This window comes from Streptomyces sp. S.PNR 29, assembly GCF_030386795.1.
Classification (GTDB): Bacteria; Actinomycetota; Actinomycetes; order Streptomycetales; family Streptomycetaceae; genus Streptomyces.
Genome location: NZ_JANUQM010000002.1, coordinates 199069 through 220940, shown reverse-complemented (window position 1 = coordinate 220940; position 21872 = coordinate 199069). Strand labels below are relative to the sequence as shown.

The following is a 21872-nucleotide window of genomic DNA, read 5'->3' as shown; positions in this document are numbered from 1 at the left end:
TCCCCGCTGACCTCCGTCGTTCCGTACCGTACGGGGCGACGGAGAGGGGATCACCATGGCCCAACTGCGCCTGGGACCGCTGCTGAGGTTCACCGACGGCTCGTCCGCGACCGTGTGGGTCGAGGCGAGCCGTCCGTGCGCCGCCGAGGTGCGCTGCGCCGACGGCGCCGGCGGCACGGCCCGCACCTTCCAGGTCGCGGGCCACCACTACGCCCTGGTCCCGGTGACCGGCCTCACCGCGGGCACGTCGACCGCGTACGAGGTGTTCCTCGACGGCACGCGCGTGTGGCCGTTGCCCGACTCCCGCTTCCCGCCCTCCGTCATCCGCACGCCGGGTGAGGACGACGCCGTCCGCGTCGCCTTCGGCTCGTGCCGCTGGGCCGCGCCCCCGTCCGGTGAGCCCGACCCGGTGGGCCCCGACGCCCTGGACACCCTGGCCGCCCGCATCGCGGCCGACCCGGCGGGCGAACGCCCCGACGTGCTGCTCCTCCTGGGCGACCAGGTGTACGCCGACGAGACCTCCGACGCCACCCGCCGCTGGCTCGCCGCCCGCCGCGACCTGAACGACCCGCCGGGCAGCCAGGTCGCGGACTACGAGGAGTACACCCGGCTCTACTACGAGTCCTGGCTCGATCCCGAGGTGCGCTGGCTGCTGTCCACCGTGCCCAGTTGCATGATCTTCGACGATCACGATCTGATCGACGACTGGAACACCTCCGCCGCCTGGCTCGCCGACATGCGGGCCACCGACTGGTGGCGGGAGCGGCTGCTGAGCGGCCTGATGTCGTACTGGGTGTACCAGCACCTGGGCAACCTGCGGCCGGACGAGCTGGCCGCCGACCCCCTGTACGCGGCCGTCCGCGACACCCCCGACGGCACGGACGTCCTGCGCGCCTTCGCCTCCCGGGCCGACGCCGACCCGGCGTCGGTGCGATGGAGCTACCGGCGCGACTTCGGCCGAGTACGCCTGCTGATGGTCGACACGCGGGCGGCCCGGGTGCTCGACGAGGACAGCCGCGCGATGCTCGACCCGGCGGAGGCCGAGTGGCTGCGCGACCAGGCGCTCGGCGACCGGGGCACGTACGACCACCTCCTCATCGGCACCTCGCTGCCCTGGCTGCTGCCGCACCTGGTGCACCACGCCGAGGCGTGGAACGCGGCGCTGTGCCGGGGCGAGAAGGGCGCGCGCTGGGCGCGGTTCGGGGAGAAGCTGCGCCGGGCGGCGGACCTGGAGCACTGGCCCGCGTTCCCGGCCTCCTTCGACGCGCTGACGGCACTGATCGCCGAGGCCGGTTCGGGACCGGGAGCGCCCGCGACGGTGCTCGTGCTGTCCGGGGACGTGCACCACGCGTACGTGGCCGAGCCGAAGTGGCCGTCGGGCGCGCCCGGCGCCCGGGTGTTCCAGCTGACCTGCTCCCCCGTCCACAACGCCATCCACCTGGCGATCCGCCTCGGCTTCCGCTTCGGCTGGAGCGTCCCGGCCCGCGCCCTCGGCAGGCGCGTCGCCGGGCACGGACGCTGTCCCCGGCCGCCGATCGACTGGCGGAAGACCGGCGGCCCCTGGTTCGGCAACCAGCTCATGACCCTGACCCTGCGGGGCCGTTCGGCCCGGCTGCGGCTGGACCAGGCGCAGGCGGTCAAGGGGGCGGAGCCTCGGCTGCGGACGGTGACGGAGACCGAGCTGGCACCGTGAGCCCCTGACCGCCGAGCGGCTCAGGGTTCCTTTCACTATGAGCGTCCGATCAGGCCGCGCGACCCGGACGGGCACAGTGAAAGGACCCCTTGGATTCACCGCGACGCCGTCATCACGGACTGACGGGTCGGAGGGCGGTGCGACGTCCACCCCGGCGGTTCGGTCCATGGTGCGACCGGATCGGGGCCGCTCAGGACCCTGGACCCCAGCGCCCATGATCGCGAAACGCGCGGCATCCCTTTTGAGTCCCGCGGTAACGACCAGAAGGGATGCCACGGCTTCCGGAACCCGATCCGGCACTGCTGAGAACCGGTCAGTGGCGGCATGGGACGCAACATATCGGCCTCACCGCCTGACGGATCGTCAAAAATAGGCATACTTAGCTTGTTTCACGTCCGACGTGCCGACCGAAGGGGTACATCGGCCGGCGGCCACGAGAGTCAGGCCGGGCATGGATTCGGACACGCTTTCGGACGCCGACACGGTGGCGAGAACCGCCCTACGTGCAGTGATGGCCGATGCGGAACCCCAAGCGGAGGCCAAGCCATGGCCAAATGTTGAACTTGCAAGCATCTATTAGGCGCACCTAACGTGGACCCCTCGGTTCTGTCCCCAGACCGGCCCACCGCCTTGGACCGGCCTACCGAAGGAGTACCCCCCACCATGACCGGACGCCTCAACAGCGCCCAGCCATACGCCATCGGCCTCTTCCGGATCGTCGTCGGCCTGCTGTTCCTCTGCCATGGAGCCGCCAAGCTCTTCGGCGTCCTGGGCGGCGCGGACGGCCAAGGAGGAACCGTTTCCGCAGGGACCTGGCCCGGCTGGTACGCGGCCGTCATCGAACTCGTCGGCGGCAGCCTGGTCCTGATAGGACTCGGCACCCGGGCCGCCGCGTTCATCTCCTCGGGCGCCATGGCCTACGCGTACTTCAAGGTCCACCAGCCGAGCGCGCTGTGGCCGATCGAGAACCACGGGGAGCCCGCGGCCATGTACTGCTGGGCCTTCCTGCTGCTGGTCTTCACCGGCTCCGGCGCCTTCGGACTGGACCAGCTGCTCTCGAAGCGCAAGTCGGCGCAGGAGAAGCCGACGACGGAACAGACGCCGGTGGCGGCCTGATCCGGACCTTCTTCGGTGCCCTCCTCCTGCTCGGAGGAGGGCACCGTCGTACGGGGTGGGGCACGGCGGCCGTCAGGTGAACAAGCCGTGCCGAATGCGAAAGCCCCCCGTGAATCACCCGTTACACCCCAGGCGTACGCTGTAGGGCTGTCATTGGCCGCCCCTGCCGTTCCCTCGCGCGTCGCGGCACGGTCTGGTCCACGGGGGAATAACGGGGAGTCGCGGTGCTGGAGAGTCTCGGGAGTACGGGGTCGCTGACCGCGAACCCATGGATCTACGCGCCATGGATCTACGCGCTGGTGGCCCTCTCGGTCCTCCTCGACGTGTTCCTGCCGGTGCTGCCGAGCGGTGCGCTGGTGATCATGGCCGCCACGGCGGCGGCCGCGGGCTCGGCGACCGGGCGGGGTCCGCGGGACCTCCCCGACATCCTGGCCCTGACGTTCTGCGCCGCCACCGCCTCCGTGCTGGGTGACCTGGTGGCCTACCGCCTCGCCAGGCGGGGCGGCTCCCGCCTGGACCGCGCGATCGCCCGCTCCCGCCGCCTGGCCACGGCGCAGGAACGTCTCGGCGCGGCCCTCGCAACCGGCGGCGGCGCCCTCGTGGTCCTCGCCCGCTTCGCCCCCGCCGGCCGCTCCCTCGTCTCCCTGGGCGCCGGCGCCGCCCACCGCCGGACCCGCGACTTCCTCCCCTGGTCCGCCCTCGCCGGCCTCACCTGGGCCACCTACAGCGTCGCCCTCGGCTACTTCGGCGGCCAGTGGCTCGGCACGACATGGCTGGCGACGGCGGTGTCCCTGGCAGCCCTTCTCGGCGCGGGCGCGGGGGCGGCGTATCTGATACGCCGGCCTCGGCGGACGGTGGAGGCTTCGTAGCAGCGGGCGACGAGGCCTTGAGGGGCCGGGAGGTCACCGCACCACCGGACCCGCGCGACGCAACCCCCGCTACCCCGCCTGCCGCACCCCGGCGCCCCGCACCTCCAACCCGTCCAGCAACTCGGCCGTGGCCTCCGCGATCGCCTCAACGGCCCGTTCGAACACCTCCCGGTTATGGGCGGCAGGCGCCCGGAACCCCGAAACCTTTCGCACGTACTGCAGGGCAGCAGCGCGAATCTCCTCTTCCGTGGCCTCTTCGGCCAGCACGGGCGGACGCAGCGTCTTGATACTCCGGCACATGTCTCCAGTCTCACCCCAGCCCCCATGCCCTGGAGGAATAACCGCGCATCCCCGCGTGATTGAGCTGAACATGATCACCGAGATCCGCTACATCGGCGGCCCCACCGCGGTCCTCACCCTCGGCGGACTGCGCCTGATCACCGACCCCACCTTCGACGCCCCCGGCGAGTACCCCGTCGGCTCCCGCAAGCTGACCAAGACCACCGGCCCGGCCGTACCCCCGTCGGACATCGGCCCGATCGACGCCGTACTCCTCTCCCACGACCACCACCCGGACAACCTCGACACCGCCGGCCGCAGCTACCTCGCACAGACCCCGCTGGTCCTGTCCACCCCCTCGGCCCACGCCCGCCTCGGCACCCCGGTCCACCCGCTCCCCGCGTGGGCCCACATCGACCTCCCCCGCCCGGACACCGGCGCAGCCCTCCGCGTCACCGCCGCCCCCGCCATGCACGGCCCCCGGGGCTCCGAACCCCTCGTCGGCGAGGTCACCGGGTTCGTGCTGTCCGGCGAGGGCCTGCCGAAGGTGTACGTCAGCGGCGACAACGCCTCCCTCGACCTGGTCCGCGAGATCGCCGGCCGCGAGGGCCCCTTCGACGTGGTCGTACTGTTCGCGGGCGCGGCCCGCACCCCCCTCGTCCCGGACGCCCCGCTGACCCTCACCAGCGAGCAGGCGGCCGAGGCCGCCGTGATCCTGGGCGCCCGTCACGTCGTACCGCTGCACTTCGAGCACTGGGGCCACTTCACCCAGGACGGCCCCACGCTGACGAAGGCCTTCGCCGAGGCCGGCCTCACCGACCGGCTGCACCTGCTCACGCCCGGAGCCTCCGTACGCCTCTGACAGCTGCGATGATCCTCCCCGAGGCGGCCACCGCTCCGGGGCCGACCGACGAGAGGACACCCCGCACATGGCGAACGACACCCTCACCGTGGCCGTCCTGGGCCCGGGCGGCGTGGGCGGACTGCTCGCAGCACTCCTGGCCCGGGCAGGGCACCGCGTGATCTGCCTGGCCGGCGAGGACACGGCACACACGCTCCGCACGGACGGGATCCGCGTCCGCAGCGGCCAGTTCGGCGACTTCACGGCCCGCGTCGAGGCGGACACCCACCTCCGCGAACCGGTCGACGCGTGCCTGGTCACCGTCAAGCACACGGCCCTCGACACCGCTCTCACCCGCCTCCCCGCCCCGGTACTGGGCGAGGCTCTGCTCGTGCCGTTCCTGAACGGCGTCGAACACCCGGCACTTCTGCGCGCGCAGTACCGCGCCGACCGCGTCGCACCCGCCGTCATCCGCGTCGAGTCGACCCGCGTCGCCCCGGGCGTCATCGACCACGGCAGCCCGTTCACGGAGATCGACCTGACCGGCACCGCGGTCCCCCGCGGGGCGCTCGACGCCCTCGCGGAGGCCTTCGCCGCCGCCGGCCCGGCCACCCGCGTCCTGGAGGACGAGGCGGCGGCGCTGTGGGCCAAGATGTCGTTCCTGGCCCCGTTCGCACTGCTCACCACCCGCTACGGCCTCCCCCTGGGCGACATACGCACCCGCCACCGCGAGGAGCTGACGGCCCTGGTCGAGGAGACGGCGGCGGTCAGCCGCGCCTGCGGCGGCCCCGCCGACACGGCCCAGTCCCTCGCCCGGTACGACGCTTTCCCACCGGGGACCAAGTCCTCGATGCAGCGCGACGCCGAGTCCGGCCGGCCCCTCGAACTGGACGCGATCGGCGGCGCGTTGCTGCGCGCGGCCGAGCGGCACGGCGTGCCCGTGCCGCTCGCCTCCCGTCTCGTACGGGAGCTGGGGGACGCCGGGCACTGAACCCGGGCTGTTCGCGCGACGACAGAATCCGTCACGCGGACGCGACCGGGGTCTGCGGCGGGGCGGGAAGCGTCCGTCCCAGGCGGGCGAGGGGGGACAGCGCCATCAGTACCGGCGACAGCAGCATGCCCGCGGCGGTCACCAGGAGGCTGGTGCGCGTCCCCCACGCATCCGCGAGAAAGCCGCCGAGCAGCGAGCCGAGCGGGGTCAGCCCCATGCCGACGAAGTTGATCGTCGCGGCCACGCGGCCCTGCATCCCGTCCGGAGCAACGGTCTGCCGGACGGCCATGATCGTGACATTCACCAGCTGACTGAAGGTCCCGAAGACGAAGTTGACCGCAAGGAGGGCGGGAACCGTCACCACGGCGGAGCCGTGCACCGCGGGCACGAACAGGAACACGCCGTCGCCGATCGCTGCCGCGGACACGAGTACCGCGCCATGTCCGAAGCGGCTCGGCAGGCGAGCGGCCAGCAACGAGCCCAGGAGCGCGCCCGGCCCCGTCGCCGCGAGCGCCAGCCCGACGGCGGTGCCCGACAGGTGCAGATCCCGTGGCAGGAACAGCAGATAGACGGTCATCACCGCCGCGAAGAAGAACTGGAAGGCGGCGGACGCGAGGCACACGGTCCGCAGCGAGGCATCGCGGGCGACGAAGCGGAGGCCCTCATGGATCCGCCGCCAGACCCGAGCAGGACGTTGCGAGCGTTCCGGGACGGATTCACGGCGGCCGATCCGTCGGAGCGACAGGAACGACAGCGCGAACAACACCGCGCTGGAGGCGGCGGCGATCGGCGCCGACAGCGCGGACACCAACGCACCGCCGAGGGCGGGACCGCCGATCTGCGCAGCGGACCGACTGCCCTCAAGCGCGCTGTTGCCGCGCATCAGCTGATCGCGTTTCACCAGCCGTACCAGGCACGCCTGGTACGCCACGTCGAAGAAGACGGACAGAGCCCCGACGGCGAACGCGACCACGAGCAGCATCGGCAGGCCGAGCCCGCCGAGGAGGCCGGCCACGGCGGCGACGCCCAGCGCCAGGGCCCGGCCGGCGTCCGTCAGCACCATCAGCGTGAGCGTCCGCCACCTGTCCACCCACGCGCCGATGAAGAGCGACAGCAGCAGGATCGGCGCCTGCCCCACCGCGCGCAGGGCGCCCAGCTGACCGGCACTGGCGTCGAGCGCCAGGACGGCGAAGAGCGGCAGCACCACCAGAGCTGCTTGTTCGCCCAGTTGGGAGGCCGTCTGGCCCACCCAGAGCCTGCGGAAGTCGGCGTCCCGCCACAGGCTTGACGGAACAGGCCGACCGGAATCTGATACAGCGGAGGAAGACAACGGCACAGGGACCCCTCGGATGACCGAAGACGAGACCCGACCGACCGGCGCACGACAGGTGCACCGACCGTTTCAGGCAGCGGGAAAGGAAAGCTCGCTGTGCCGCGCATCAAGGGCAGCACGCGATGACAGGCCGCTCACGGCCTCAGACGTCAACGCGTGCTCGGACGACCGGGCATGTCTTCGCTCCTCATGAGTCACTCGCTGCCCGCACACTAGCGCCCGCTCGGCAGGGCGCGAAAGCCGATTAAAAAAGGGGGCCTTGCGCTGTGGGCGTCCGATGAGGTCGCGCACAGCGCATGGACGCTGCAAGGCCCCCTGAGGGCCGGGCAGACACCTGATCAGGTGCGGGCCGTTGCGATGAGGCGTCGCAGCGAGGCCTGGGCGGGTGGGCCCCAGGTGCGCTTGCCGCCCGGACGGCCTCGCACGCCCGCCTCTCCGATGAGGATGCAGGCGAGTGCTTTCAGCACCGCCCAGCCACGGGCGCGGCGAAGGGTCGCCGGGTCCGGGGCCGGCTGACAGGCGGCGTAAAAGCGGTCGACGGCGTCGTCCGGCAGCAGTATCCACGCGGCGGCGAGGTCGCAGGCCGGATCGCCCGCGAAGAGGTCGCCGAAGTCGATCACACCGCAGAAGGTGCCGTCCGCGGTGAGGACGTTGGCCGGATGCAGATCGCCGTGCAGCCACACCGCCGGCCCCGTCCAGTCGGGCGCGGTGACGGCGTCCTCCCAGACCGCGCGGACGGCGTCCGGGTCGGGGAGCAGCCCCTGTTCGGTGGCCGAGGCCAGCCCCCGGGCGAACCCCTCGGCATGGTCGGGCAGCGGCTCCCCACGGCGGCCGGCCGGCGCTCCTTCGGGGGCAGGCCGGTGCAGAGCGGTCAGGAAGGCGGCCAAGGTGTCGGCCGCCTCCGCACCGCGCGTGGCGGGGGCACGGTCGGCGGGCGTTCCCGGCACCCAGGTGGTGACGATCCAAGGCCGCGGAAACCGCTCGGAGGGCTCGCTGAGGCGCTGCGGGACGGGGACCGGCAGGGGAAGACGCGGGGCGAGAACGGGAAGCCACTCGTGCTCTTTGCGCAGCAGCGCGTCCGCGGACGGCGTCGCCCAGGGCAGCCGGACGGCGAGATCGTCGCCCAGCCGCCACAGCTGGTTGTCCCAGCCACGCGCGCCGAGCCTCAGAGGGAGGCCGGCCAGGTCCGGATGCTGGTCGCGCAGCAGATCCCGGACCAGCTCCGCGGTGATCTCGATCTCGGTAGAGGTCATGCGGAGCCACGATAGCCGGACGGCGAGGCGCCGTTCGGCGGACGGCAGCGAAAGAAACTCGCCACTCAAAATCGAACAGGCGTATTATTGGGTCGTGGCAACGACCTATGACTTTCCGAGTGACCTCCTCGCCGGTCAGGAGGAACTCCATCAGGTCCGGGCCGAGCTGTCGGCCCTGCTGAAGCGGCTCCCCTGGTCCGTCGAACCGCTGGACGGCTTCAGCGACGACACCGGCTGGCGCAAGGTGGAACGTCCCGCCTCCCCCGGCTGGTCGGCGGACGAACAGGCCGAGGTGGAGAAGCTGCGGCGGCGTGAGCGTGAGCTCGCCGTCTTCGTCAGCACCCACCGCTACTGGTCGGAGCTCACCGGCCCCGACCGTGTGGACGCCCGGACGCAGCTGAAGCACGCCCACGAGATCCCGCCCGAGGACACCGAGGAGTCCGGGAAGGCCTCCTAGGGACCGGGCGGGGAGGGAACGGACGAGGAGGGGCCGGCGCGCGGAGGCGCCGGCCCCTTGCCGTGGGCCGGCGTCAGTCCTTGCCGAGCAGCTTGTTCATCTCGCTGATCTCGGCGTTCTGCGCGGTGACGATGTCCTCGGCCGTGGCCTTGGCGGGCCCGTAGGCGCCCTTGTCCTTCTCGGTCGTGGCCATCTCGACGGCACCCTCGTGGTGCTCGACCATCATGGTCAGGAACAGGGTGTCGAAGGTCTTGCCCGAGGCCTTCTCCAGCTTGTCCATGTCCTGGGGGCTCATCATCCCGGACATGCCCCCGTGCGCCGAGTGATCCATGCCCGGCATGGCCTTCGGCACTTCCTCGCCCCACGACTTCAGCCAGCCGGTCATGGTCCTGATCTCCGGGTCCTGCGCCTTCTCGATACGCGTCGCGAGGTCCTTGACCTCGGCGGAGCCGGCCCGCTCGGCGGCGAGCCGCGCCATCTCCAGTGCCTGCTGGTGGTGCGGGATCATGCCCTGCGCGAAGGCGACGTCCTGGGCGTTGTGCGCGCCGTTCGTCGCCTCGGCGCTCGCGGACGCCCCGCCGCCCGTGGACGAGGAGCCGTGCCCCCCGTGCCCGCTGCCGCTCCCGTCGCCGCCACAGGCGGCCAGGGCGAGAGCGGCGGTCGCCGTCGCCACCACGAGGGCGGTACGGCGGGTCAGCGTACGGATGCTGGTCATGGGTGAACTCCTGCTGTGCGGATCCTGCTGTGGAAAGGGAAGGTCGGCATGCCTGTGCGCCGCGCCGACTGCGGGCGCGGGGCGGGGCGGTGCCTATATCCGCAGGAGCTGGAGTTCGGCCAGGGTGGGCGGCGCGCGTGCGCCGTCGGGAGCCGAGGCCGGATAGGTGCGTACGGCCTCGTCGCACACGGCCGTGGGGGCAGGGTCGGGGCCGAGCGCGGGCAGCACCGGACCGCCGCTCACCGCGCCCGCCGCACAGGTCGAATCGGCGTGCTGGACGTGCCCGCCACCGCAGTGGCCGTCATCCGGGCACCCGTGGTGCGCCATGGCCACGGCTGTCATGGACCGTGTGGGGGAGTGCTCGGCAACCGCGCCACCGGGCGCCAGCCCGTGCATCCCCAAGAGCCCCACGAGCAACCCGAGCACGCACAGGGCCCAGCGCCACCGCGAGGGCGGCCGCTGCTCACGCTGCTCGGGAATGCTCACGGGCGTCATCGTACGAGGAAAGCCCCCGGACAGCTTCCGGGGGCCTTCGGTCGTGGTGGGCGCGGACGGTTTCGAACCGCCGACATCCTGCTTGTAAGGCAGGCGCTCTACCCCTGAGCTACGCACCCGAGACGAGTCGACAGCCTACATTGCCCGGGGCGCTGTCCCGCAAACCCGGGGGTTAACCCCACCCTTGATCCGGCAGTGGCCCGGATGCCCCGCCGGGCGCCGGATCCGTACGGTCGAAGAGCCTCGTCGTCCGCCTCGGCCGGCGAGCCTCGCCGTTCGTCTCAGGGGGAGATCGTCATGGCCCGTACGTTTCCTGCTCGCGTGGTCGCCGTGACCGGTGCCGTCGCGGTTGTCGTCGCGGGCCTCAGCGCATGCGGCGCCTCCGCGGGGGACGACAAGGACCCCGAGCACCGGTCCTTCGCCCTGCAGGGCCGCACCCTCACCGTCGACTCCGACGACTCGGCGCTGGAGATCGTCGCCGCGGACTCGACCAAGGCGGGCACCGTCGAGGTCACCCGGTGGTTCCAGGGCTCGGTCGCCATCGGCGGGGAACCGGAGGTGACCTGGTCCATGAAGGACGACCGGCTGGTGCTCCGCATGAAGTGCTCCGGCGTGGTCGCCGACTGCGCGGCCAGGCACCGCATCGAGGTGCCGCGCGGCATCGCCGTCAAGGTCGAGGACGGCGACGGCGGCGTGCGGGCGCGGGGGTTCCGGGACGCGTTGAGCATTCGTACGGGAGACGGGCCCGTCCATGTCACCGACTCCAGCGGGCCCCTGGAGCTGCGCACCGGCGACGGGTCCGTGCGCGCGGACGTCTCCTCGCGCCGGGTGCGCACGCACACGGGCGACGGCTCGGTCCACCTCGAACTCGGCGCCGTACCGGACGTGGTGGACTCCCGCAGCGGCGACGGTTCGGTGACGATCGCGCTGCCCCGGGCCACCTACCGGGTGACGGCCGAGACCGGCGACGGCGGGGTCGATGTGTCCGTCCCCCGGGACAACTCCAGCGCGCATGTGGTGACCGCCCACACCGGCGACGGCAAAGTCACGGTCCGCACGGCGAACTGATCAGCCCGTGTGTTCGTCCTTCACGGGTGGGACAATGAACCCGGGCAGGGCGGACGACACGGGAGAGGGATGTGACGGCGACACCATCGCAGCCGTACTCGTCGCCGAAGGTGCCGTGTGCCCGTCCCGCGCGTCAGGTGCTCCGTGACACGCTGACCCTGATCGGCCTGCCGCTGATCGCCGCCCTGGCGCTGCCCGCCGCGTTCGCCGGGGGCGGCACCCGGCGCTGGTTCGGCGGGCGTGCCGAGAGCCAGCGGGCTGAGGCGCAGGCCGCGAAGGACGCCGCCGCGGCCGCGTTCTACGAGCTGGACACCGCCCAGCGGGACCTGCGGATCTCCATCGAGACGATCACCGCTGTCGACGGCTCCCCCGCCGCCCTGCGCGCCGTCGCCGACTTCGAGGCGCTCGGCCGGCGCATCGACGAGGCCAGCAGCCAGTACATCGACGCCGTCGACGCCCACGACCTCGACCGGGACGACCTGGAGGCCTCGGCCGCCTCCCGCGCCCGTGCCGAGCTGACCGCCGCCAAGGAGGAGCTCGGCCGGGTCAAGCGGGAGCTGGACCGTTTCACCGAGGGGCTCGGGCCCCTGCTCGGCAAGGCGGAGACCCAGCTGGCCCGGCTCGCGCCCGCGGTCGAACGGGCCCGGCAGTCCCTGCTCGCCGCCTCGGGCGCCCTCGACGCGATACGCGCCTCGGGGCTGACGGCGGACGACCTCGCCGCCCGGCTCGCCGCCCTCGCCCCGGAGCTGACCAAGCTGAACCAGGGCGCAGGGCAGCACGGCGTACCGGGGACCCTGGAGCGGGCCGAGCGGGTCACCCGGGAGGCCGAGGCCATCCGGGTCGAGGCCGAACGGCTCCCCGAGCGGGCCGCCGAGATCGACCACCGTCTGGTCTCGCTGCGCACGCGAGCGCAGGCGCTGACCACGCGCGCGGGGCAGGTCGAGCCGGTGCTGAGCGAGCTGCGGCGGCGGTTCACGGCCGCCTGCTGGCAGGACCTGCAGCACGTCCCGGAGCAGGCCGCTAAGACCGTACGGCAGGCCGAGCTGAAGCTGCGCGAGGCGCAGGCCGCGCGGGACGCCCAGCGCTGGCCCGACGCGACCGCACTGGTGTCGACGGTGCGGGCCCTGCTGAACGCGACCGACGAGGCCGTGTCGGCCGCCGGCGACCGGCTGCACCGTCTGAACGCCGTACAGAAGGACCCCCAGCAGGAGATCGACCGCACGCGCTTCGCCATCCGCGACGCGCAACGGCTGGCCATGGCGGGCCGCACCACCCCCGACCCACGGCACGCCCGCCCCCTGGACGACGCGGTGGCCCGCCTCGATCACGCGATCGCCGGCCTGGAGGGCCGGCACCCCGACTACTGGCACTTCCTGATGGAGACGGAAGCGATCCGGCAGACGGCCGCCCATGTGGTGGGCCGGATCCGCGAGGAGCGCGGGGCCGGACACTGAGCCCGGCCCCCGCCCGGCATCAGGTGCGGTAGGCGTAGTAGTACGCGTTCGGGTACGACGCGACGAGGCTCGCCACCGACCTGCGGAGGGTGTTGTTGGAGTGGTACGTCACGTAGGGCACGCCGCCGCTCTTGTACGTGACGATCATCGTGTGGTCCTTGGACCCGTCCCTGTCGAAGTCCATCTGGAGGACGTCACCGACCTCCATCTGGTAGACGTTGGCCAGCGGCTTGGTCCGCTTGGAGTTCTGGGCGAACCAGGACCACTCGTTGACGCCGATGAACGAGTCCGACTGGATCTCGTTGTTGCCGAACCACTTGGTGTAGTCGTACACGTAGCCGGGGACGTGCTTCCAGCCGCCCGCCTTGAGGGACTGGCTGACGAAGTTGGTGCAGTCGCCGCCGGCGCCGTGGCCGTTGAAGTCCGGGTAGTCCTTGTTGTAGACGTTCCAGTACTTCTCGGCGTAGGCCGCCATGGCCTTGTAGTCGTACGTGGTGCCGGTCTTCGGGGCGGCGGCCGGGTTGCGGGTGGTCGCCGCGCGCGGGGCGTTCGGCATGGTGTCGTCGGCGGTGGTCGCCTTGACGGACGCCGGCTTGGAGAGCGTGTTCACCGCGAGACCGCCCTGGTCGGTGTCACGGATGCCGGTGAGCTGCCAGTTGCCCTGCTGGTCGGCCCTGAAGGTCAGTTCGTGGCGGGCCTGGAAGCCGGTCGTCCGGGGCGCGCTGCCGCGGGCCCGGGCGTAGGTCAGGGTCGTGGTCTCGGTGACCGCGGCCTTGGCCGTACGGCCCGTCACACGGGTGGCGTCCAGGGTGACGGTGGTGCTGGCCTTGCTGTACTTCTCGCCGGCCTTCGCCAGCTTGTCCTTGCGCTCGCCCAGCGTGGACAGGGTGGCGTCCTCGGTGCGGGCCGTGCCGGAGGACAGCGTGACGCCGCCGGAGAAGCCGTCGGTCAGCGGCTTCTCTCGCTCCCCCTGCTCGCCGGTGACCAGGGCGTCGGTGCGGTCGGTGAAGACCGCGTCCGCCAGCCGCTGGAAGGTGGCCTTGGTCCGCGCGTCCACCGTCGGGTCGTCGACGACCGCCGCGCCAGCGCTCCAGTTGGGCAGCAGCGCGACTCCGGCGACGACCGAGGTCGCCGCAGCCCCGAGTATCGTGACGCGGCGGCGCGTCACGTTCAATTTCCTTGACTTCACTGGTGTTTCCCCTCTTGCCCCGGCGGAGTGATACCGGGGGGTAGGGAATCTTTGCATGGAGTGTGCGGCTGTTGTGAAGAGGGTTGCGCTTATTACTTCACTACGGTCGACCAGTCGGGCGACTGTGCCGGATCCAGGCCGCGCAGCAGCTGCAGCGTCTCGGGCTTCTGCACGTCGAGCCAGTCGGCCAGCTCCTTGAAGGACACGCACTTGACGTCCTTCTTCGTGCACACGCTCTTGATGACCTGGTCGACGGCCCGCATGTAGATGCCGCCGTTCCAGTTCTCGAAGTGGTTGCCGATGAACAGCGGTGCCCGGCTGCCGTAGTACACACGGTCGAAGCCGTCCATGTAGGCGGCGACGGTCTGCTGCTCCCACTCGGGATACTTCGCCGGGTCGCCCTCGGTCTCGCCCTCGGACTGGTTGTAGAGGAAGTTGAAGTCCATGGAGAGGCCCTGGTACTTGCCGCCCTCGTACGGGAGCATCTGCAGCGGGAAGTCCCAGATGCCGTTCTTCTTGCCGGGCCATATCTGGAAGTCGCCCGCGGAGCTTGCGTCGTAGCGCCACCGGTAGTCCTTGATGGCCTTCAGCAGGTTCTCCTGGCCCTCCAGGCAGGGCGCACGGCCGCCGGTGACCTCCTTCCGGATGTCGAACGGCAGCGGGTCGGCGTCCTTGAAGCCGGTGTTGGTCTTCCAGTTCTCGACGAACTCGTAGAACTGGTCGATCTCGCTCTTCCACTCCTCGACGCTCCAGTCGCCGCCGCCCTTCTTGCCGCAGAAGTGGCCGTTGAAGTGGGTGCCGATCTCGTTCCCGCCCTGCCAGGCCTTGCCGAGCTGCTCCAGGGTGGTGCGGATGTGCTCGTCGGTGGCGAAGCTGATCGCCGCCGAGCCCTTGGAGTGCCGGGGCGGGGAGTAGAGGTCCCGCTTGCTCTTGGGCAGCAGGTAGATGCCCGTGAGGAAGAAGGTCATGTGGGCGTTGTACTCCTCGGCCAGCTCCCGGTAGTGCGCGAAGAGCTGGTCGTCGCCCTGCAGCGCCCCGTCCCAGGAGAAGACCACGAACTGGGGCGGTTTCTCCCCCGGTTTGAGCGGTACCGGCTTCAACTGCCCTTTCTGGGGGCCGGTGTAGGAGGTGGAGCCGTCCCCGAGGACTTTGGTCTTCCCGTCCCACTCCGGCTCCTGGCTCGGCTTCGCTGAGGCCGCCTTGCCGCCGTCGCGGGCCCCGGAGGACGCGGTCGGGGTGGTGTTGTCCGAGCGGGTCAGGGCCAGATAGCCCGCGACCAGGGACGCGACGACGAGCAGGGCCGCCAGGGTCAGCATGCCCGGGGGCGCGGTGCGGCGGGGTGCGCGGGCTCGGCGGCGGCGGCCGGACGGTGACATCATGCGCGGCTCATTCTGCGAGGGGGTTGGGGGGTGTGGTGGTGCCGGGCGCGGGGGTCAGCCGAGGCCCAGGGCACCGGACCAGATGTCGTACGGGACGCTGTCGGTGGCCGTGCCGGCGATCCCGTTCAACGGCAGGGGTTCGAGGCTCTTGGTGAGGTCGATGCGGTAGGTCACCACGGCCGTCGAGACGGCGTCGGCCGTGCCGACGTACCAGGCCGCGGTGTCGTCCTGCGTGGTGCCGGCCTTCCCGGCCACATCGGCGGACCGGGCCACGCCGGGGTGGGCGGTGCGGAAGGCGTCCTTCAGGGCGGTCTGGACCTCCGCGGCCACCGTCCCCCGCACCGCACGGCGGGAGGCGGGCTTCGACAGCGCGACCTTGGATCCGTTGCGGGTGATACGAGCCACCGAGTACGGCTCGACGTGCGTGCCGGCGGCGGCGAACGTGGCGTACCCGCTCGCCATGCGTATCGCGCTGGGCGTGGCGCTGCCCGTGGACAGCGCGGGCACCTGCGGGCCGAAGCTGGAGGAGAGCAGCCCCGCCGCCTGAGCGGTCCGGCGCACCGTGTCCAGGCCGGTGTCCATGCCGAGCTGCATGAACGGGGTGTTCACCGACAGGGCGAGCGCCCGGCTCAGACTGATCTGCCCGTAGGACTTCCCGCCGTCGTTGCGGGCGGCGACCTTCTTGCCGCTGCGGTCCCAGTAGGGCCCCTCGGGTGTCATGACGGGGACGCCGTCGTCGCCGTCGTACAGCGTCTGCGGGGTGACCTCGGTCGTGGCGCCGTCGCGGGTCTTGTGGACACCGTGCTCCAGCGCGGCGGCGTAGACGAACGGCTGGAAGGCCGAACCGGCGGGCACCGTGGTCGCGTTGGACTCGTTGTAGCCCTGCGTACGGTGGTCGGGGCCGCCGTAGACGGCGAGGATCCGCCCGTCGGTGGCCACCGAGGCGGCGCCGTAGTGGACGGTCTTCGCGGCGGCCTTGCCGTCCTTCCGCGCCTGCTTGCGGGCCTTGGCCACGGCGTCGGTGAGCGCGGTCTCCCGCTTCCGGTCGAAGGTCGTGTAGATCTGGTAGCCGCCCAGGTCGAACTGCTTGTCCGAGAGGTGCGCGGCCTTCTTGGCGTACTGCGCGGCCAGCTCCACCAGGTAGTCGCTCTGCTTGCCGGTGTCGTAGACCGGGGTCTGCTTCAGCGGCTCGGGGAACGTCCGGTACTTGGCCCGCTCGGCCTTCGACAGCTTGCCGAGGTCGACCATGCGGTCGAGGATCCAGGACCAGCGTTCCACCGCCCGGGCGTGGTTGGCCTTGTTCACGTTGGGGTCGTAGAGTCCCGCGCCCTTGAGGAGGGAGGCGAGGAAGGCGGCCTCGCTGACGTCGAGTTCGCCGACGTCCTTGCCGTAGTAGGCCTGGGACGCGCGCTGGATGCCGTAGGTGCCGCGGCCGAACCAGCTGGTGTTGAGGTAGCCCTCCAGGATGTCGTCCTTGCTCATCCCGTTGTCCAGCTTCAGAGCGAGCATCGCCTCGGTGAACTTGCGGCCGACCGAGCGGTCCTGGTTGAGGTAGACGTTCTTGACGTACTGCTGGGTGATGGTGGAGCCGCCCTGGGTGTCGCCCTCGCCGACCGTGCGCCACAGGGCGCGGGTGAGGCCGCTGAAGGAGATTCCGGGGTCGCTGTAGAAGCTCGCGTTCTCCGCCGCCAGCACGGCCCAGCGGACGTCCTCGGGGATGTCCTTCAGCGGCATGTCCTGCCGCCGCACCCAGCCGGTGCGTGCCATGGGCGTCCCGTCGGACCAGAAGTAGACGTTGTCCTGCTGGGTGGCGTACGAGTTCAGGTTCTCCGGGATGTCGGTGGCGGCGTAGGCGGCGCCCAGGAAGACGGTGGTCAGGCCGGCGAACGTCAGCGTGGCTCCGAGCCACTGCCGCCAGGAGGGCACCCAGCGGCGCCAGCCGGTGCGGCCGGGGCGCGGGTACTGCGGCCGCAGGCGGCGGGCATAGGGCGCGACGCGGGCCAGGAGCGGGGCCAGCCGCGGGCCGGTGGCGGCGCGCAGACGGGACGGGAGGGTGGCCCGAGGGGCCTTGCGCCTACGGCGCGCCCTGCCGGTATCACTCGTATCTGAGGCATTTCCAGATGAATGGTCCGTGCTGCGCGATGCGCCCGGGTCGACCGTGCGCAATTGCATGGTCTCGTCCGGATTCAAGGAAGCGGGGACCTTCAACTGCATGGTCTCGTCCGGTTCCCACCCAGCCTTGGTCATGGCTGTGCTCCCCTCCCCGCTTATGGTGGTGCTCGCGCGGAGGGGCATGGCCGCCGTGGTCGACAGCAGCGCGCCCCCACATTCCCCCGGCCTTTCGGCTCCCCGCGACTGATCGAAAGTTACCAGCGAGCTTTACAACTTCTCCACAGAGGTGCGGCAGAAACGGTCGACAGGAATCGCGGAGGGCGGAATTTCCGTTCACGCCGATTAACCTGTGGTGCATGCCTCGCTACGAGTACCGCTGCCGGACCTGCGGCGACACCTTCGAACTGAGCCGTCCCATGGCCGAGTCCTCCGCCCCTGCCGCCTGCCCCGCGGGCCATGACGACACGGTGAAACTGCTCTCCACAGTCGCGGTCGGCGGATCGGCCTCCGCCCCGGCCCCCGCGCCCCGGGCGGGCGGTGGCGGAGGCGGAGGCGGCTGCTGCGGCGGGGGCTGCTGCGGCTGAGCGCCCCTCGGCCCTCAGGTTCCCTTCAGCTTCGCTCGCCTAGCGTGACCGCATGGCGAGCAGCGCACCCCAGTGGATCACCGGCCTCATGGACACCCTCGGCGCGCCCGGGGCCGGGCTGGCCGTCGCGTTGGAGAACCTGTTCCCGCCGATCCCGAGCGAGGTGATCCTGCCGCTCGCGGGCTTCACGGCCGGCACGGGCCGGATGAGCCTCCTCGCCGCGCTGCTGTGGACCGTCGCCGGCTCGGTCGTCGGCGCCCTCGCGCTCTACGGCGTCGGCGCGCTGCTGGGCCGCGAGCGCACGGTCGCCGTCGCGGCCCGGCTGCCGCTGGTGAAGGTCGCGGACATCGAGCGGACGGAGGCGTGGTTCCGCAGGCACGGCGCCAAGGCCGTGTTCTTCGGGCGGATGATCCCCGTCTTCCGGAGCCTGATCTCCGTACCGGCCGGCGTGGAGCGCATGCCGCTGCCCGTGTTCACGGCGCTCACCACGCTGGGCAGCGCCCTGTGGAACACCGCCTTCGTGCTCGCGGGCTACCTGCTCGGCGACAACTGGTCCCAGGTCACCACCGTCGTCTCCGCCTACTCCAAGGTCGTGCTCACCGCCGCCGCCCTCGCGCTGACGGCCTTCGTGCTGGTACGCCTGCTGCATCCCACCCGCCGCACCCGCCACCGGGCCGAACCCCAGGTCAGCGAAGCCCTCGCGCCGCCCGCAGAAACTCCCGCAGGATCCGCTCCCCCGCCAGCACCCCCCGCTCGGGCAGGGCGCTGATCGCCGGAGCCGCCCAGCCCGCATCGGCCAGCTCCCCATGACCGGGACGCCAACCCCGGTCGGCGGCGAGCAACAGGTCCGCGTCGAGCAGGGAGTCGCCCGCGGCGAGGGTGAGCTCGGCGCCGGTGCGGCGGGCCACCTCGTACACGGCCGCGCTCTTGGTGAGCGGCTTGGGTACGGCGTAGATCTTGCGGCCCTGGAGCGACACCGTCCAGCCACGGTTCTCCGCCCACACCGCGAGCTCCTTCACCCAGTCCTCGGGCAGCAGCTCGCGTTCGACGACGAGGTAGGCGAACAGGTCCTCGGCGATGCGGTGCTTGCGCACCCAGACCGGGTCGGCGGCGGTCATCAGATGCTCGCTCACCTCGGCCAGCGGGGCGCACTCCTCGGCCAGGCGGGCGGTCACCCGCCGGTGCCAGTCGAGGTCGGAGACACCGTCCACCAGCAGGTGGCCGCCGTTCGCGCAGATCGCGTACTTCGGCGGGGGGCCCGGCAGGTTGATGCGCTGGTACTGCTTGCGGGTGCGGGTCGTCGTCGGCATGAACAGCGCCGTGTCGCCCAGGTCGGTCAGGAGCTGGGCCGCGGTCTCCGTCATGAACGACAGGGGCTTGCTCTCGTGCACCTCCACACAGAGCAGCCGGGGTGCCCGTGCGTCGGGCATGGTCAGCGCCAGAGCCGCGGAGGAGTAGATGAGCGTACGGTCGAGGTCGCTCGCGACGAGTACCGGCATCAGACGCTCACCGCCTTGCCGTCGGCGCCCGTCGCGCCCCGGGTGTACCGGGGGTGGATCAGGCCCACGCAGGTGTACGGCAGGTCGGAGACCTCCTCCACCGGTACGCCCCGCTGTCCGGCCAGCAGGCGTACATGGTCCAGGTCGCTGCCCGCACCGGCCCGCGCCAGGATCTTCCAGGGCACCCGCCGCAGCAGCACGCGGGTGGTCTCGCCGACGCCGGGCTTGACGAGGTTGACGTTGTGGATGCCGTACTCCTCGCTGATGCGCTCCACCGCCGCCCAGCCCTCCCAGGTCGGGGAGCGGTCGGCGGACAGCAGCTCCTTGGCGTGGGCGTCGGCCGCGTCCGCGACCTCGGGGAAGCGGGCGGAGACGGCGTCCAGGAAAGTGACCGACACGTCGGCGCCGGCGAGTTCGCGGTAGAACTTCGCGCCGTGGAAGTCGTGGGGGCCGACGAGGTCGGCGCGCAGCACCGTGCGGGAGATCAGGCCGGAGACGGTGGAGTTGAGGCAGGCGGAGGGGATGAGGAAGTCCTCGCGGGTGCCGTAGGTCCGTACGCAGGAACCGGGGTCGGCCAGCACGGCGATCTCCGGGTCGAAGCCGGTGATGCCGTCGGAGGCCTCGAACTCCCGCAGCGCGTCGGCGAGTTCGCGGGTGATGGCGCCCTTGCCGGTCCAGCCGTCGACGAAGACGACATCGGCGGGGTCATGGTGGTCGGCCAGCCAGCGCAGCGCGTTGGCGTCGATGCCGCGGCCCCGGACGATCGACACGGCGTAGTGGGGCAGGTCGAGGCCGTGCCGGTACTGGGCCCAGCGGCGCATCAGGATGCCGACGGGCGTGCCGGCCCGGGCCAGGGAGACCAGGACGGGTCTCGGTGACCGTTCCGCCAGCACGATCTCGGTGACGGCGCCGGCCGCCTGCGCCAGCCGCGCCGCGGAGGCGTCCAGCGCCGCGTGGAACAGCCGCTGGTACTGCTCGCTCGGCTGGTACTCGACCGGCAGCGACTCCGCGTAGTGCGCGCCGCCGCTCTGGATGGCCTCCTCGCGTTCCTCGGTCGGCGCCTCCAGCGTCACGTCCGAGAGGTCCTGGAGCAGCCAGCCGACCTCCTCGGGGGCATACGAGGAGAAGGCGGGGCCACGGAGCGGCTCGGGCAGCATGGAGGGCCTTTCGGAGGCGTGCGGGGGCTCGGGGACGTACGACGGGACGACCGCGAGCAAGGTGTGCGGGGTGTGCGCGGCGAGCTGGGCCAGCAGGCCGTCCGGGGCGTGCAGCGCGGGGGTGTCGGCGACCGAGTCGACCACGGCTACGACGGCGTCGAAGCCGGCGCCCGCGACGTTGTAGGCGTACCGCTCGCCGGGGCCGTCGGCCGGGTCGTCGTGCGCCGGGAAGACCAGGCGGGTGCGTATCGCGTAGCCGGGGTCGTCGACCGCGAGGACGGGCGAGCGGGTGGTGGTGGAGTAGCGCACCTCGGCGTCCGTGATCCGCTCCAGCTCGCGGGCGAGCCGGAGCGGGGCGTACATCAGCTCCTCGAAGCCGAGGATGTGCACGCGGCGCGCGTCAGCGGGGAGCGCTTCCGCGAGGCGGGCGGCCATGGCGGGGAGGGCGGCTTCGAGCCGTGCTCGGTGCTCGGGGGTGAAGCCGTGCCGACCGCCGTCGGGGAGGCCGTGGGGCCAGCACAGGTCTACGCGGGTGACGTTCGGCTGCGGGCCGGTGGGGGCTGGTCGCCACGACGAAGCCGCAGACGACGAACGCCCCTTCGCGGCCCCCTCCGCCTCGTACCGGGCCACCAGCTCCCGCCCCTTCTCCAGCACCCCCTTCGGCAGCCGCACCGTCCCCGAAGCCGCCGCGACGAGATCCACCCGCGCGCCGATCTCCCGCGCGAACTCCTCCAGCCGCCCGGCATCCTCCGCGGACCGCATGTCGACCAACGCCACCACGACGTACCGCCGCCGGGGATACCGCTCGTGCAGATCCCGGACGGTGTTCAGCACCGTGTTCCCCGTGGAGAACTCGTCGTCGACCAGGACGAGCGGCCCGTCGCCGGCCAGCAGCGCCGGAGCCTCCGGCAGCAGCAGGTGCGAGGTGGCGTGCGAGTGGGACTCCTCGAAGCCGCCGGCCCGGGCGACCCCGGCGACCGGGCGGCGGGTGGAGTGCAGGTAGGGGGCGAGGCCGAGACCGTCGGCGACCGAGTGGCCGAGCCCGGTGGCGGTCTCCGCGTAGCCGAGGACGACGGCCGCGCCCGCTTCGTCGGCACCCAGCAGGTCGCGTACGCGCCGGCCGAGGGTGAAGCCGTGGCCGTACACCACGGACGGCGACTGCGGGACGTGCTTGCCCAGCACGTTGGAGACGAGCAGATGCGCCCGCTTGGGGTTGCGGCGCAGCGCCAGCCCCAGCAGCTCGGTCAGCTCGTCGTCCCCGACGAGCTCGACACCGAGCCGCTCCGCGACCCAGCTGCCGGACCACACCTCGTCACGCACCCCGCAGGCCCCCTTGTCCACTGCCTCGTCCGCCCTGTCTGCCGTGTTCCCCGTGTCCATGGATTCCT

General features: G+C 71.9%; 20 protein-coding genes and 1 tRNA gene. 10 read left to right on the top strand and 11 right to left on the bottom strand.

Features of this window, described 5'->3' with window-relative positions; genetic code table 11:
* The first annotated feature begins 55 nt into the window (after window positions 1–55).
* The 3 genes from NW895_RS05620 (at window position 56) to NW895_RS05610 (ending at window position 3678) form a co-directional block, all read left to right on the top strand.
* Window positions 56–1693, top strand: a complete 1638-nt coding sequence (locus NW895_RS05620; protein WP_289934183.1) for an alkaline phosphatase D family protein — start codon at window positions 56–58, stop codon at window positions 1691–1693.
* A 663-nt stretch (window positions 1694–2356) separates the two neighbouring features.
* Window positions 2357–2809 carry a DoxX family protein gene (locus NW895_RS05615; protein ID WP_289934181.1) on the top strand — a complete coding sequence of 151 codons (453 nt, stop codon included), beginning with the start codon at window positions 2357–2359 and terminating at the stop codon, window positions 2807–2809.
* 224 nt (window positions 2810–3033) lie between these two features.
* The gene (locus tag NW895_RS05610; RefSeq protein WP_289934180.1) at window positions 3034–3678 is read left to right on the top strand and encodes a VTT domain-containing protein; all 645 of its coding nucleotides are present in this window, start codon (window positions 3034–3036) and stop codon (window positions 3676–3678) included.
* Between the two features lie 69 nt (window positions 3679–3747).
* Here NW895_RS05610 and NW895_RS05605 read toward each other — a convergent pair whose 3' ends face one another.
* A complete protein-coding gene (locus NW895_RS05605) occupies window positions 3748–3978 on the bottom strand; it encodes a DUF2277 domain-containing protein (RefSeq protein WP_289934178.1) in 231 nt (76 codons plus the stop codon).
* A gap of 70 nt (window positions 3979–4048) precedes the next feature.
* Between NW895_RS05605 and NW895_RS05600 the strand changes: the two genes are divergently transcribed.
* Both NW895_RS05600 and NW895_RS05595 read left to right on the top strand, forming a co-directional pair.
* Entirely contained in the window at window positions 4049–4819 is a 771-nt protein-coding gene (locus NW895_RS05600; protein ID WP_289934803.1) for an MBL fold metallo-hydrolase, read from the top strand.
* A gap of 67 nt (window positions 4820–4886) precedes the next feature.
* Window positions 4887–5789, top strand: a complete 903-nt coding sequence (locus NW895_RS05595; RefSeq protein ID WP_289934176.1) for a 2-dehydropantoate 2-reductase — start codon at window positions 4887–4889, stop codon at window positions 5787–5789.
* Window positions 5790–5820: 31 nt separating this feature from the next.
* On the opposite strand, the gene NW895_RS05590 is transcribed toward NW895_RS05595, so the two are convergent.
* Both NW895_RS05590 and NW895_RS05585 read right to left on the bottom strand, forming a co-directional pair.
* Window positions 5821–7125: an MFS transporter gene (locus NW895_RS05590; RefSeq protein ID WP_354670072.1), complete on the bottom strand. Its 1305-nt coding sequence runs from the start codon at window positions 7123–7125 to the stop codon at window positions 5821–5823.
* 335 nt (window positions 7126–7460) lie between these two features.
* Window positions 7461–8375: an aminoglycoside phosphotransferase family protein gene (locus NW895_RS05585; RefSeq protein WP_289934174.1), complete on the bottom strand. Its 915-nt coding sequence runs from the start codon at window positions 8373–8375 to the stop codon at window positions 7461–7463.
* Between the two features lie 94 nt (window positions 8376–8469).
* Between NW895_RS05585 and NW895_RS05580 the strand changes: the two genes are divergently transcribed.
* Entirely contained in the window at window positions 8470–8832 is a 363-nt protein-coding gene (locus tag NW895_RS05580; RefSeq protein WP_289934173.1) for a hypothetical protein, read from the top strand.
* A gap of 73 nt (window positions 8833–8905) precedes the next feature.
* Here NW895_RS05580 and NW895_RS05575 read toward each other — a convergent pair whose 3' ends face one another.
* The 3 genes from NW895_RS05575 to NW895_RS05565 all read right to left on the bottom strand — a co-directional run bounded on the left by NW895_RS05575 (window position 8906) and on the right by NW895_RS05565 (window position 10161).
* A complete protein-coding gene (locus NW895_RS05575) occupies window positions 8906–9547 on the bottom strand; it encodes a DUF305 domain-containing protein (RefSeq protein ID WP_289934172.1) in 642 nt (213 codons plus the stop codon).
* Window positions 9548–9640: 93 nt separating this feature from the next.
* A complete protein-coding gene (locus NW895_RS05570) occupies window positions 9641–10042 on the bottom strand; it encodes a DUF6153 family protein (RefSeq protein WP_289934171.1) in 402 nt (133 codons plus the stop codon).
* Window positions 10043–10086: 44 nt separating this feature from the next.
* Window positions 10087–10161 (bottom strand) — tRNA-Val (locus NW895_RS05565).
* Window positions 10162–10339: 178 nt separating this feature from the next.
* Here NW895_RS05565 and NW895_RS05560 point away from each other — a divergent pair.
* Window positions 10340–11110 carry a DUF4097 family beta strand repeat-containing protein gene (locus NW895_RS05560; protein WP_289934170.1) on the top strand — a complete coding sequence of 257 codons (771 nt, stop codon included), beginning with the start codon at window positions 10340–10342 and terminating at the stop codon, window positions 11108–11110.
* Window positions 11111–11181: 71 nt separating this feature from the next.
* Window positions 11182–12564: a hypothetical protein gene (locus NW895_RS05555; RefSeq protein WP_289934168.1), complete on the top strand. Its 1383-nt coding sequence runs from the start codon at window positions 11182–11184 to the stop codon at window positions 12562–12564.
* A 19-nt stretch (window positions 12565–12583) separates the two neighbouring features.
* Here the strand turns inward: NW895_RS05555 and NW895_RS05550 are convergent, their stop codons facing one another.
* From NW895_RS05550 to NW895_RS05540, 3 genes are all read right to left on the bottom strand, one after another.
* Window positions 12584–13753, bottom strand: coding sequence for an amidase domain-containing protein (locus NW895_RS05550; RefSeq protein ID WP_289934167.1), 1170 nt, complete (start codon window positions 13751–13753; stop codon window positions 12584–12586).
* A gap of 92 nt (window positions 13754–13845) precedes the next feature.
* A complete protein-coding gene (locus NW895_RS05545) occupies window positions 13846–15132 on the bottom strand; it encodes a hypothetical protein (protein WP_289934165.1) in 1287 nt (428 codons plus the stop codon).
* A 54-nt stretch (window positions 15133–15186) separates the two neighbouring features.
* A complete protein-coding gene (locus tag NW895_RS05540; protein ID WP_289934164.1) occupies window positions 15187–17379 on the bottom strand; it encodes a transglycosylase domain-containing protein in 2193 nt (730 codons plus the stop codon).
* A gap of 221 nt (window positions 17380–17600) precedes the next feature.
* On the opposite strand from NW895_RS05540, the gene NW895_RS05535 reads away from it, so the two are divergent.
* Both NW895_RS05535 and NW895_RS05530 read left to right on the top strand, forming a co-directional pair.
* Window positions 17601–17828 carry a zinc ribbon domain-containing protein gene (locus tag NW895_RS05535; RefSeq protein WP_289934163.1) on the top strand — a complete coding sequence of 76 codons (228 nt, stop codon included), beginning with the start codon at window positions 17601–17603 and terminating at the stop codon, window positions 17826–17828.
* 52 nt (window positions 17829–17880) lie between these two features.
* Complete coding sequence (locus NW895_RS05530) at window positions 17881–18597, top strand: DedA family protein (protein WP_289934162.1); 717 nt, start codon at window positions 17881–17883, stop codon at window positions 18595–18597.
* Here the strand turns inward: NW895_RS05530 and NW895_RS05525 are convergent.
* Together NW895_RS05525 and NW895_RS05520 are read right to left on the bottom strand one after the other, a co-directional pair.
* The gene (locus NW895_RS05525) at window positions 18515–19327 is read right to left on the bottom strand and encodes an HAD family hydrolase (RefSeq protein WP_289934161.1); all 813 of its coding nucleotides are present in this window, start codon (window positions 19325–19327) and stop codon (window positions 18515–18517) included. The genes NW895_RS05530 and NW895_RS05525 overlap by 83 nt on opposite strands.
* Window positions 19327–21864 (bottom strand): phosphoribosyltransferase, encoded by a 2538-nt coding sequence (locus NW895_RS05520; RefSeq protein WP_289934160.1) that lies wholly within the window; start codon window positions 21862–21864, stop codon window positions 19327–19329. The genes NW895_RS05525 and NW895_RS05520 overlap by 1 nt, the downstream gene beginning before the upstream one ends.
* Window positions 21865–21872 lie beyond the last annotated feature (8 nt).